Annotated in this window: 11 protein-coding genes; 8 read left to right on the forward strand and 3 right to left on the reverse strand. The window is 35.6% G+C overall.

Annotated elements, in window-relative coordinates:
* The first annotated feature begins 305 nt into the window (after positions 1 to 305).
* From ACPDG9_RS14375 to ACPDG9_RS14400, 6 genes are all read left to right on the forward strand, one after another.
* Positions 306 to 1,523 (forward strand): hypothetical protein, encoded by a 1,218-nt coding sequence (locus ACPDG9_RS14375; protein ID WP_430528413.1) that lies wholly within the window; start codon positions 306 to 308, stop codon positions 1,521 to 1,523.
* A gap of 80 nt (positions 1,524 to 1,603) precedes the next feature.
* Positions 1,604 to 2,098, forward strand: coding sequence for a hypothetical protein (locus tag ACPDG9_RS14380; RefSeq protein ID WP_430528414.1), 495 nt, complete (start codon positions 1,604 to 1,606; stop codon positions 2,096 to 2,098).
* Positions 2,099 to 2,188: 90 nt separating this feature from the next.
* Positions 2,189 to 2,905 (forward strand): CsgE family curli-type amyloid fiber assembly protein, encoded by a 717-nt coding sequence (locus ACPDG9_RS14385; protein WP_430528415.1) that lies wholly within the window; start codon positions 2,189 to 2,191, stop codon positions 2,903 to 2,905.
* Between the two features lie 2 nt (positions 2,906 to 2,907).
* Positions 2,908 to 3,309, forward strand: coding sequence for a curli assembly protein CsgF (locus tag ACPDG9_RS14390; RefSeq protein ID WP_430528416.1), 402 nt, complete (start codon positions 2,908 to 2,910; stop codon positions 3,307 to 3,309).
* Between the two features lie 7 nt (positions 3,310 to 3,316).
* Positions 3,317 to 4,693: a CsgG/HfaB family protein gene (locus ACPDG9_RS14395; RefSeq protein WP_430528417.1), complete on the forward strand. Its 1,377-nt coding sequence runs from the start codon at positions 3,317 to 3,319 to the stop codon at positions 4,691 to 4,693.
* A gap of 15 nt (positions 4,694 to 4,708) precedes the next feature.
* Positions 4,709 to 6,202, forward strand: a complete 1,494-nt coding sequence (locus ACPDG9_RS14400) for a carboxypeptidase regulatory-like domain-containing protein (protein WP_430528418.1) — start codon at positions 4,709 to 4,711, stop codon at positions 6,200 to 6,202.
* Between the two features lie 186 nt (positions 6,203 to 6,388).
* On the opposite strand, the gene ACPDG9_RS14405 is transcribed toward ACPDG9_RS14400, so the two are convergent.
* Both ACPDG9_RS14405 and ACPDG9_RS14410 read right to left on the reverse strand, forming a co-directional pair.
* Positions 6,389 to 7,600, reverse strand: a complete 1,212-nt coding sequence (locus ACPDG9_RS14405) for a LuxR C-terminal-related transcriptional regulator (protein ID WP_430528419.1) — start codon at positions 7,598 to 7,600, stop codon at positions 6,389 to 6,391.
* Positions 7,601 to 7,606: 6 nt separating this feature from the next.
* A complete protein-coding gene (locus ACPDG9_RS14410; protein WP_430528420.1) occupies positions 7,607 to 8,809 on the reverse strand; it encodes a LuxR C-terminal-related transcriptional regulator in 1,203 nt (400 codons plus the stop codon).
* A 625-nt stretch (positions 8,810 to 9,434) separates the two neighbouring features.
* Between ACPDG9_RS14410 and ACPDG9_RS14415 the strand changes: the two genes are divergently transcribed.
* Together ACPDG9_RS14415 and ACPDG9_RS14420 are read left to right on the forward strand one after the other, a co-directional pair.
* Positions 9,435 to 10,142 (forward strand): LuxR C-terminal-related transcriptional regulator, encoded by a 708-nt coding sequence (locus ACPDG9_RS14415; RefSeq protein ID WP_430528421.1) that lies wholly within the window; start codon positions 9,435 to 9,437, stop codon positions 10,140 to 10,142.
* Positions 10,143 to 10,275: 133 nt separating this feature from the next.
* On the forward strand, positions 10,276 to 11,670 hold the full coding sequence (locus tag ACPDG9_RS14420; RefSeq protein WP_430528422.1) for a LuxR C-terminal-related transcriptional regulator: 1,395 nt from the start codon (positions 10,276 to 10,278) through the stop codon (positions 11,668 to 11,670).
* A gap of 123 nt (positions 11,671 to 11,793) precedes the next feature.
* Here ACPDG9_RS14420 and ACPDG9_RS14425 read toward each other — a convergent pair.
* Positions 11,794 to 13,451, reverse strand: a 1,658-nt coding sequence (locus ACPDG9_RS14425; protein ID WP_430528423.1) for an OmpA family protein, incomplete at its 5' end; no start/stop codon positions are given.

Raw genomic sequence — 13,451 nt, forward strand, 5'->3', positions numbered from 1 at the left:
GAAAGAAGCAAACCAAAATTTTAAATAGCCGATTGAGGGTGTGAGATAAACGCATGGGTATAATTCCTTTATAATCAAGAGGCAACACCTCTTTCCGAACGCTTTTTTTTAACAGAAACAATCTGTTTTTACCCTCAAAAAGTTAAAAATACCCTAAATAGGGTATTTCAGTAATTCTATGTTTGAGTGATATTTGCCTTACAAACAAAGAACAACATAAAGGTAGCCGCTTTATATATTAACAGATCATTAACTAAGATAAATCATTTTTTTTTAAACAAACCTTTAATATTAATTTTTTACGTATGAAAAAAGTAGTTCTAAGTCTAGCAATGCTAGCAATTGGTTTTACAGCTAGTGCTCAAAGCCACAAAAACAATCTTACACAAGATGGGGAAAGAAATAACACGACGGTAACTCAAACAGGTACTTTATTAAACAAGGCTGTTACAAACCAAGAGGGGAATGAAAACACAACTACATTAGCTCAAACTGGAAACCTACACCGTTCTGACGTTCAACAAGCTGGAGATGAGAACAAAGTTTCTATTGCACAATACGGTAATGGACAAGCTGTAGAGGTTATCCAAGACGGATTAGACAACAGAACAGTTGTTGACCAAAGAGAAACTTTTAATACTTCAGTTAATACACAAGATGGAGAGTACAACAGCATCTATGCTACTCAAGATGGTGTATTAAACAGCTCAACAATTAACCAAGAAGGAGAAAGAAACGAAATCATTTCCGAACAAACAGGCTTTTTAAACTTCTCTGCTATGGAGCAAAATGGAGCGAACAACTCTATTACCTTCACTCAAGGAGAGCTTGGAAATGATTCTACAATCAATCAAAACGGAAATGAGAACAGCGTAGATTTCGTACAAGCAGGAGAATTCAACATTTCAGCTATCGGTCAAGCAGGAAATGGAAACGCGTATACTGGAATCCAAGATGGTGCATCAAATACGAATGTAGTATCACAAGGTGGTTCAGGCAATACAGCAAATTTAGCTGTTACAGGACGTTTTAACACAACAAACTTCGCTCAAGATGGCGATGACAACACGGCTGAAATGACGATTACAGGAAACGACAACATCGTTGGTATCGATCAATTCGGTGATAATAGTTCATCAATCATCTCTATTGAAGGAAATGACAACCGCGCATACAGCTACCAAATTGACAATTCTAAGTCAACTATTGATCAAGTAGGAGACGCAAACGTTGCTCATGTTGTTCAGTTGGATATGAACCAGATCTCTGATCTTTATCAAGATGGTACATACAACAGAGCTGAAGTAACACAAAAAGGTGCTTACAACAACAACTATGTGTCTCAAAATGGAGATGGTAACGAAGCGTACACAATGCAAGACGGAAGATTTAATCACTCTGTTATCATGCAAGAGGGAACAACAAACAATGCAGTACTAAACCAAACAGGTAATTTTCATCAAAATGTAGTTACTCAATCTGGAGCAGGAAACATGGCTACAATTACACAAGGATTAAACTAGTCTTTGGCTAAAACTAAATTGACTGGTAGACTTACCAGTCAATTTTTTCTTTTCATTTTTAACTTCAACTATTTTTTATCATGAAAGCTTATTTTGCTTCTGTATTTATTTTTTGTTGCTGCTTGCATAGCATGGCACAAGAAAATCCGATGGCACTACAAGTTGTTGAACACAAAGGTCAATTGTTGATCCAAAGTACACCTAAAGACATCTTGAATAAAACGACCATCCAACAAGATAATTTAGTTGCCGTTTTACAAATTGGCCAGCACAATACCGTGCACACTGCTGTACAATCGAGTACCTCAGATTTGAGCTATACGCAACAAGGAAACAACAACCTCATTGATATTGTAGCCAAAGGCGAAGACATCAAACACAACATTGCACAATACGGTGATCAAAATTCATTTGAAAACTACAGCTTCAGCTCTAGCGGACAACAAGCACTAGAACTTATTCAGCAAGGCAATAAACAGGAGGTATCTATTTTTGGAGAAAACTCCATGTCAAAAGACATGAAAATAACTATAGAAGGAAACGAAAAAACACTAATGATAAGAAACTTCAATTAGAAATTAGAGCTAATCCATCTTCCTATGAAAACACAGCTTATTTATTTTCTCTTTTTTATTCTTAGTTTTTTTCATTCAAATGCTCAAATCATGAATACGCAAATTGAAGCTATTCTAGATGTTAAACAAGATGCTGATCAACTTCACATTACAAGTATAGCCCAAAGTAAAACAGAAATTACAACTAGTATATCGTATAAACTTTCGCTAATTAAAACCAACCTCCTCACCCTAAATCAATCTAAAAACGATCAAAGTGGTCGTCAAGTTCTTGAGCCTTTTCAACGCCTTGCCCTTTCTTCTACTCAGGTAAACACCACAGAAGAAGATCGACTAATTATTCTATTGCTTATTTATGACGTCAATGAAAAGCTCATCGGAACCGCTCGTCACGTCATTAACGAGACTAGAGATGAAAATCACATCAAAGAATCGTTAACCCAACAAATAGAGGAAGAAGTTGAAAAAGTAGCCCAACAAGAAGAGGTTCCTTACGGACAAATCAGTTTTAGAGGTATCGTAGTCGATGAAACAAAGACAAAAGCGGGTCGAGATTTTTATCAACTCTATTATTCGAACTATCTAGCAAGCAATATTAACTCGGAGCATATTATAACCATTACGGAAGCTATTACACTAGGAAACAACACCAAAATAACACTCAAAACAAACCAAGCCCTCATCTTTGAATTTTTCGTTCGCACCCAATATGATTATCTTAAAACAATGAGTAATACTGCATTGACCTTAACCTTAAGACATCTGGAGCAACTTAAACTAAACAACCAACGAACTAAAACTTTTTAACAATGAAATTTACATTTTATTTATTTGCCTTTTTGATCACCTCTTTATGTTCGGCACAACAGCTGACGTATAAACCGATGAATCCCTTTTTTGGCGGTGAAGTTTTTAACTACCAAATGATGTTGAGTTCTGCGAATGCACAAAACTCTTTTAAAGATCCTGCAACCAGTAAACCTAAAGCAACAAACAGTTTAAATCAATTCACGGAGCGTTTAAACAATCAATTATTAAACCAAATTTCCCGTCAATTATTCAGTGATTCTTTCGGATCTGAGTTAAAAGAAGGAACCTTTACTCTAGGCAGTTTGTCTGTAGAAATTTACGATTCGCTAGAAGGAATGGTGATTAACATACTCAATACTGAAAATGGTGAACAAACTCAAATTATAATGCCTACCAATTAATTGAATAATGAATTTTTTACGACTTCCCCTAGTAGCGATTTTACTGAGTAGTTTGTTGGTTAATTGTGGTGCTTATCTCAATCAGCCTCTTGCCAAACAAAGTGCTCGTACTGGCGAAATTACCTCGACTAGTACAACCCTAAAAAACTTACCCAAACCCAGTGAGCCGATTGTCGTTGGTGTTTATAATTTTAGAGATCAAACGGGTCAATACAAAAACATTGAAGTGGGTAGTTCCTTTAGTACAGCAGTACCCCAAGGAGGAACGACAATGCTAAACAAAGCACTAGAAGATAGTGGTTGGTTTACTGTTGTGGAACGCGAAAACCTTGGAAATTTATTAAATGAACGAAACATTATCAATACCACTCGTGAACAATACCGACAAGCAGGAGACAACACTCAAAAGCAATTACCTCCTTTGTTGTTTGCAGGTGTTTTATTAGAAGGCGGAATTGTTTCATACGATTCTAATATCCTTACTGGTGGTGCGGGTGCGCGCTACTTTGGCGTTGGAGGATCAACACAATATCGTCAAGATCGTATTACGGTGTATTTACGCGCCGTTTCTACTACAAATGGAAAAGTATTAAAAACAGTCTATGTTTCTAAAACCATCTTATCTCAAGCGGTATCCGCTAGTCTTTTTAAATATGTAAACTTTCAACGTCTACTCGAGGTTGAAACGGGTTTTACAGCAAATGAGCCTATACAACTCGCTTTAAAAGACGCCATTGAAAAAGCCGTTGAAGGCATGATTATTGAAGGAATTGAGGCAAGTCTATGGAAAACAAAAGACGGTAAAGAAATCGATGATCGATTACTCGCTTCTTATAATGCTTTGAAAAAAGAAGAAGAAGCAACCTTGCTCTATGAACGAGAACAACTTGAACGCAAACAGAAAAATGAAGTTGCCCTTGCAGGAGGAGCCAATCTCTTCTATGGCGATTTAAAAGAAAAGAAAGCAGGTTATGCTTTTCGATTAGCTTATGCTCGAAAACTATCCAATACGTTTGCTGTAGAACTCAACCTGACTCCTTTCGAAATTAGAACAGGAAAAAGTTATACAAACCAGAAATACAGTATGGATGCGAACCTACGTGCATTCTTACTTCCAAATGACAAACTTTCTCCTTACCTATACCTTGGTCCTGGCGTGATTGGCGATTACTTTATGACCCATAAAAAGGAAGCAAGAGACGAAAAATTCTATTGGAAAATACAGTACGGCGCTGGTTTAAACTACAGCTTCAACTCTTCTTACTCGCTTTTTGCTTTTGCAGAACAGAACTTCACTTTTACAGATAATCTAGAAGGTGTTAAACAAGGTAGATACAAGGATTATTACTTCAACTTTGGTTTAGGACTCAAATACTATTTTTAAAACAGACACAACACAATGAAACACATACTTATAAAATTCAGTTGGTTACCTCTTCTTTTTCTTTTCCTATCATGTAGTGAGGATTATGTCGATGAAAATGGAACAGGTAGCGTTACAGGAAAAGTTGTAGCAGCAGAATCAAACACGCCCTTGGCCAATGTAAAAATAGAAACGTCTCCTAGTTCAACTACGGTGTTTACCGATGAAAAAGGAAATTTTGTTATGGAAACACTCAAGCAAGGAGAGTATTCTGTTAAAGCTGAGGCGAAAGGATATACCACCGCGTTTAAAGGTGTTACCGTATATGAGGGCAAGAAAAGCAATGTAATTTTTGAATTGACAGTGGCAAAAAACACACAGCCCGCTCCCTCAATTCCTACGTTAATCACACCTACAGAACATGAAGTAATAAAATCAACTTCCGTTGTTTTCAAATGGTCTTCCAAAGACAAGGATAAATCAAAACACCTTTATTCCCTAACGTTGAAAAACGACTCCAATACAACAGTAGAGACGTTCACCGAAATTAAGGATACTGTATTTGAATACAAACACTTAAAATTAGGTGTAAAATACTTTTGGCAAATAACGGTAGAGGATAAAGTTAATAGTCCGGTAAAATCTGAAATGGGCAGCTTTAGTGTTTATAATGCACCAAAGAATAACCGCTTTTTTTACACCAAGAAGATCCAAGACAATTTAGTTATTTTTTCTTCTGACGATCAAGGAAATGAATTTCAACTTACTGATGCAAGACAAAATAGTTTTAGACCGAGAAAAAACGAAACGGCCAATAAAATAGCTTTTTTTCAATCGAATGGAACGGCTTTAGATATTTACACGATGGATACTGATGGAAGTAATCTACAAAAGGTAACCTCTTCTGTGCGCCCTAACGGCTTTAATCTCAACGAAATTACATTTAGTTGGCCTGCCAACAGCAATCAAATATACTTTGCCAACTTCGACAAACTGTACGCAATTAACTCCAACGGACAAGGCCTACAGCTCCTGTATCAAACCAAAGATGGTTCTTTTATTTCAGAAGTAGATGTCAATGTAGAACAACAGCGCATTGCGTTAAAAACCAATAATGCTATGGGGTATCAAGTCCATCTGTACTGTATCGATTTTCAAGGAAACCATTTATTTACCGTACTAAAAGACAAACCTGGAGCAAGTAGTGGCTTACAACTTTCGAACAACGGCATGAAAGTGCTCTATGCTTATGACCTAGAGGGAACTGAAAATAGAAATTACCGCAGAATTAGTTCTAAGCTTTTTATCTATGACAGCGCCTCTAATCAATCCACAGAAATCTCTACAGAGGTTGAACCTGGAACCAATGATCTAGAACCTCGTTTTTCACCCAATGAAGCTTATGTGATTTTTACCAATACTTCTAATGACGAACGATCTCCACAAAACGTTTATGTTAAAGAGCTAAACACCATGCTCAAAACAAGAACGGAAAAATTTAAAAATGCAGCAATGCCTGACTGGAATTAACATTAAATAATCGAAAAAATGAAACTAATTGCAAATTTAAAAAAGCACAGTTCACTATATTTTATTATTCTACTGTATATACTTTTTGTCTGTTTACTCTTTACCTTATCGATAAAACAAAAATAAGTACAATTATTTTTTATGTAAAAAGGCTGTCTTTTATGTTGTCAAGACAGCCTTTTCTTTTTATATCAGATCACTTCTACCCTTTACTTTTAATAGACTATAGATTATTTTCAAGTGATATTTTACCGTATTTTCTGATATACACAATAACACGGCAATTTCCTTATTTGTTTTCCCCTCTTTCACTAAGGACAAAATAGTTGCTTGTCGCTCTGTTAATATAGGGTTTTCATCTTTCTCTTGTTCTTTTATATACTCTTGTTTTTGTTCCTGTTTTAAGCTGGAGTAATTCGTTTTTAATTCGCGATTTTCTAATTCAATCAACAGCTTTTTCTTTCTGTTTTTTCGATAAGAAACGAATGATAGTCCCAGTAACAGACAAACAATTGAAACGGATCCTAACAAAATATTTGTAATGGTTTTACTTTTTTGTTGTTCTACTGTTTGGCTGTGGTTTAAGACCTCTTTTTCTACAAAATAAAGCTTACTGCCTAGATGAGAACTGTTATACGTCGTTCCTGTTACCAAGACGGAATCACTTAACGCTAGGCTTTCTCTATTCAACCCTATCGTCTGATAGTAATTGGCCAATAAGCGATAAAGTTCGAGAGCCTCAGTTGTTACTTTTAGTTCTTTTGCATATTTCAATCCGCGCTCATAACTTTCAACCGCTTTTTCATGATTTTTCAACAAGATATACAAGCGCAATTGTTCTTTATAGACCATCGGTAAATAATCCGACTTTTCTTGTTTGAGGAGTTCTATTGAACCTTCTAAATCAATTAATGCGCTGCTATAGGACTGCTCTACTTCTATTTTATACAATCCTTCCAAAAAGAGATATAAAGCATATTCCGTTGAAGAATATGCGGAGCTATACGCTCTTATCGCTTCGATTGCCGCTATAGCCTTTTGATTATCATACTGTTTATACCTAAGAATCGCTGCAAATAATTGATAACGTCCTTCGCTAATCTCTGCGCGCTGCGTGTCTTTTACGGCATGCTGTAAAAACCATTTCAAATTGCTTTCTGCTTCGGTATAAATTCCTATTTTACTGTAAATCTCGTGTTTGAGAAAAAAAGCTTCTGCTTTAACTGCGTTGGAACTAGTAAAATCCAATACAATCCATTGGAGTTTTTCTATGGCTACTTCGTACTCTTCCTTTCTACTCAATGCAGCAATTTCTTTTTCAAGCCCAAGAGTTTCTGGTGTTTTCCCAACAACCATCACGCTCCATATCCCAATAAATAAAGTAATCCAAATCTTCATTTCACGCTATAATTCTACGCGACTATTCACGCGCAACACTTCATAAATGTTTTTTAAATGATATTTCACAGTGTTCTCTGAAACAAACAACAGGTTTCCAATTTCTTTATTTGTTTTTCCCAATTTCACCAGTTCAATAATCTTACTCTGTCTATCTGTCAAGCGAACAGGATTCAAAACATCTTCTTCTGTCTTGACATATAAATCTAAAATAGCAGTACGCAAACGCTCATTCTCCTCCTCCAACTGTTTTTTATTCTTTCTTATTCTTTTGCGGTATCTAAATAACAAAATCAAGAGAATAAGGACTAACAACAAAGAACCTGTTAGTAAAACAATAACCAAACGATCTTGTTTTTCTTCTGTCTTAATGCGCTCTTGCATGAGTTGACTCTCTAATACATTCAAGCGACCTAACACTCCTTTTTCATTATATGCTTTCGCCAAGAGATTACAAATTTCTTGCGTTTGAACTGCTTTATCAAAATTGCCCGTCTGCTTATAGAAATACGTTAAATCAAAGTACATATTCAACACATAAACGTCAATATTATACGCCTTGGCATAAAACAACCCTTGCTCAAAACTCGTTATCGCTTTCTCATACTGATTCATTCTTCGGTAGAGATCAATTTGTTTTCGATAAATCAGCGGTAAGTTTTGAGGATCGTGTTCTTCGAGTAAGACAATCGCCTTTTTATAATATTCATCTGCCTTTTCTAGCTGATTTTGCTTCACTTCCATCATACCCAATACAGCATAATAATAGGCTTGCGTTCGAAAGGTTACATAACTTAATTCTTCATCTGTTATCGTTAAAAGCAACTGATTGACTTCTTCAAATTCGAGCGCATCGAAAGCTAAAAACAACTTTTCTAACTTTACTTGAGCGGAGACCAATGCTCTTTGGTCGCTTTTCAATCCCTCTTCTAGCGCTAGCTCCAAATTGAATTTAGCTTTGTCGTAAATAAACAAACGCTTATACGTTTGATACTTCAAATTGTATGCTTGGTAGCGTTCGAAATGTGTTGCTTTTTTGTCGGAAACAATATGCTCTAAAAGCAAAATCGTCTGATCAAATGCACTGTCATTATTGTGCTGTGTTACCTGTTTTGCAATCTCGTCAAAATCGTACGTTTGACTATATGTTTCACAATAGGCGCAAAACAACAAGAACATAATCGATAAACGTAGCCGTGTTTTTATCATCAGAAAGGTCTATACTTATATATATAAGCTAAAATAACATAATTCTCATTACAACTGTAGCTCATTATTTTAAAAAAAATCTCAAATAATCACTTAATATTCAACAATTCACTTGCTAATTCTAGATTCTGATCCCCTTCCATGTCCACCCCAAAAGGAGACAAGGATACAGAAATCATCTAACTAATAATCAGTCGAGTAGAATTAAAAAGGTTGGTTTTAGTGCGTGTTTCATTTTATTATACCTCAAAAACTACCCAAATACTACCCTTCCAAAACCTTGGTTTTTACCTACAAATTATCATTTTTGTGAGACAAACAACAAACCAATATTCCCAACCGTTTTCTAGTAAATCGATTGTTTGGAAAAATAAAGATCAGTACGCTGTTTAACCCTAAAACCTATACTTTTTTTATCAACTAAACACACACTCACCTTATGTTAGCTAAAACAAAATTTACCCCACAGAATCTTGTGATTGGCTTAATTTTTATTGCCTTTTGCTTGTTGCTACTCTTATTAGCAATCCCCCTAGACTTACCAAAGATCTAGGATCTGAATACTCGTGGAGTAAAAAAACTTCACGAGGTTTTACTTTTACTTACCAACGAAAAAAAACTCTTTATGAACAATTCTACAGCACCCCAATGGTTAGACTTGTACAATAAACAAAATACAAGATCGAATGCCACAAAAGAAGAAATAGGAAGCCAACCGCTTCGCACTTATTTCTTTATTTACGATTGTATAGAAGATACTATTCTATTTATTAACGCTGCTTTTACTGCAATTACAGGGCATTCGACCGATGGTTTTACTCTCGATTTTCTCTTTGAGTTACTTCATCCGGCAGATCAATCTTATTTTCTCGAAAACGAAGAAAAGAGATTAGGCTTTACCAATGGATTAAAATTTGAAGAGCACTTTCGTTATACCACCACATACAGCTACAGAATTAAAAAAGCAGACGCTACCTATTTTCGAATCACACAAGAATGCCAAGCATTGGAAGTAGATGATCAAGGACAGTTAGCCAAAATGTTGATCATCCACAAAATCCAAGATCAAACCAAATTTTGCGTACAAAACGATTACAAAATTTTTGATAAAGTACACAACATTTACCTGGATCTAAACAATGATTTCAATCTAACGAAACGCGAACTTGAAATATTAACCCTAATCAAAGAAGGTTTTACGAGTAGAGAAATATCAGGTATGCTCAATGTGAGTATGAATACCATCTTAACTCATCGGAAAAACATCTTATACAAGACCAACAGTACCAGCTTTATTGAATTAGTCAAAAAAATAAGCTGTGCTGAGTACTAATTCAGCATATTCTTCCCCTTTATGCGTATAAAAAACAGTACTTCATGATCATTCTTTCCATATTAATACTATTTTTACTCTTTAGAACGATTGATTCAGTACTACGAATAGTTCCCTAACAACAACATAAACAATGCAACAATTTAGTCCCTCATTGTACCAAAACTTACGCCTAGTTTTGGTTCTATTTTTCATTAGTCTTTCGTTAAAAGCGCAAAATACAGTTCAAACTTCCGTACAGCATTTAACTTTTAGACCCCATCCTACGCAGGCAAATCTTATGATTGCTTCGGATTCTTTCGACAATACTTGGATTAAAGGAACACTCAAACCCGGTGATTTAAACACGGATATAACGTTTCAAATTCAAAACCCACATATCTATGACTACGAGTTATACGTCTATCAAAAGGATTCTCTCCAAACGTTAACTCCCAATATTGACACTAAGAACAATCCCATCCGCTCTAGATTTACTCAGTACAGTTTCAATACAGCAGCGTCGACCTATTATGTGAATCTCAAACAGATTGACACGACGAATCTTCCTATTGTAATTGAAGAGCAAACTCAATTTGCTGTTGCAGAATCTTTTCATCTTTTGCGCATCGGACTCTACTATGGTATTGCTATTATGTCTATTGTTTTCAACCTCGTCTTTTACTTTATCTTTCAAGATAAACGCTTTATGACCTATACTTTACTACAAATTAGTATTTTTACTTCTTTATTTTTTGAAGATGGTATGTTCTATTACCTCTCTAATGGTCAATGGGAGATGAGTATGCTCTTAATTTGGAATGTTCCACTTACCTCCTTTTTAGCCTGTTTATTTACCGTTTATTTTTTAGATATTAAACAGTTGTTCCAAAGCTATAAGCTGATCTTTATTTCTCTTTTTATTGCTATCCTTTTCCTATCAACAATACAAAGCTTTTTGGCGTTAACCACGTTAAAACACGTGATTAATATTTTGTGTTTTTTACCTCCTTTTTTCTGTTTAATCTTAGCGGCAACGCAGTTCAAAAAGAACGTATATGCGCGTTTTTTACTGTGTACTTTTGGATTAATCTTACTATTTGGCGTAGGTTATTTCCTTTATATCTATTTTAATTCCAACCAATTCGCTTGGTTTAATTTGGATACATTCCGCCTAATTAGCAATATTGAATTAATTAGTATCACTTTTGCCATTATTTATAAGGTACGTGACTTACAAGATGAAAACAATGGTTATAAAGAACAAATCAACCATTATCTTATGTTGCTAAATAAAAATGCGGATATGCCTTCTAAAGCGAATTATCGCCCCTTACTTGAAACGTTGGAGAATTTGAGAATTACACATAATCTTACTACAAGAGAAACAGAAGTACTCCAGTGTATTTGGGAAAATATGAGCAATCAAGAAATAGCAGATAAGCTTTTCATTTCATTGAGTACCACGAAATACCACATCAGTAATTTATACACCAAGCTCGAAATCAAAAACAGAAATCAAGCGTTGTTGTTTAAAAAGAAAAAATAGAACGTATTTTAAAAAAGGGTGTTTATAAACACCCTTTTTTTGGCTGTTGTTTTTAAATCCTACAGCAGGATCATCAAAAAAAAATTGCTTGCGTCTTTACACACTCTACAACACAGTGCGCGTTTATATCTCTAAGATAATAAACTCACTGCGTCTGTTTAACTGATGTTCTGCAGCGGTACATGGTACTCCATTGCTACATTTGTTCAACAATTCACTTTCGCCGTATCCTCTACCTGTTAAACGGCTTGGATCAATTCCTTGTTTTATTAACCAGGCTATTGTTGATTTTACACGTCGATCTGATAAACTCATATTGTAAGCATCATTTCCTCTACTGTCGGTATGAGAGCGAACATCGAGTTTTATCGTTGGATGAGCTTCCATTACTTCTACTACTTTCATCAACTCAATTGCTGCATCTTTGCGGATATTTGATCTATCGAAATCAAAGTAAATCGGTTTTAGTTGTAATTTTTTCACTAAATCATCGTGAACAACCATCGCTTTTTCAAGTCCTAAATCAACGGTATAACTTCCTGTTTCCTTTTTGGCTTGCAACACGACTTCTACTTCGCTATACGCTTCTTTACTTGCTTTAACGGCATATCTTGTACCGCATTCAATATCGGTTATGCGATAAGCACCATCAGCATCCGTAGTAAATTGGTATTCTTTTTTATCGGCAAGATTCACAATCGTAACTGTAGCTTTACTAAGTTTTTCGTTTGTACGCTGATCATAAACCATTCCTTTTATTTCATGCAAACAATGTTTGATAAGCGCATAGATATTATCACTTCCTTTTCCTTCACTTCGATTAGAAGAGACAAATCCATATCCTAAACCAGCATCATAATAAAACCCAAAATCATCCAAGCTACTATTTACTGGCTTTCCGAGATTCTCTACAGGACCAAAACTGCCATCTGCTTTTATGGTGGATACAAAAACATCAAGTCCTCCTAAGCCTAAATGACCGTCAGAAGCAAAAAACAATTGGTTATCGGAAGAGATGAAAGGAAAACTCTCGCGCCCTTCTGTATTAATTGTATTTCCTAGATTTTCTACTTCGCCATATCCACCATTTTGATCTAAGGCCACGCGAAACAAATCTGATTGCCCTAAGGTTCCCTCTCGATCTGAAGCGAAATACAGCCATTTACCGTCTGTTGTTAAAGCAGGATGGGATGTATTGAAATTGTCTGAATTAAAAGGCAACTCCTCTACTAGTCCCCACTTCCCATCCGATTGCTTTACCGCTTTATACAATTTTAACAGAGATGATTTGTCTCTATTTTGTTTACTTTTTCCATTTTTCTTGGCATTATTACGTGTAAAGTACATCGTATTGCCATCTTTAGTAAAAACAGCCGTTGCTTCATTCACCTTTGCTTGATCTGCAAAATCAACTAATACTGGTGTTTCAAGTTTACCTTGCTCCTGTATTGTAGCGCGATATAATTGCGTAAACGGTTCATTGGTCCACGTATGTATATCCTGTACCACATCACGTGCTGAGGTAAAGACCAGCTGATCGCCAACTACTGTTGCGCCATAATCGGAATAATCGCTATTAATATCCAATAAATCCACTGCATACGCAGAGGGAATACGTTCAATTTGCTGAATATAATTTCGATTTTGATTGTAGCGTTTGACTCTTGAATCCTCTTGTTCCATCGTTGCAAACTGATCCATCAGCGCTTTCGACTTGTCGTAGTTCTCTACTGCTTTGAGCGTTTGAGCATAGCGGTAGTAGTATTCTGAAGTCAGCTTGG

Origin of the sequence: Myroides sp. C6-3, from assembly GCF_050522425.1 — a bacterium.
Classification (GTDB): domain Bacteria; phylum Bacteroidota; class Bacteroidia; order Flavobacteriales; family Flavobacteriaceae; genus Flavobacterium.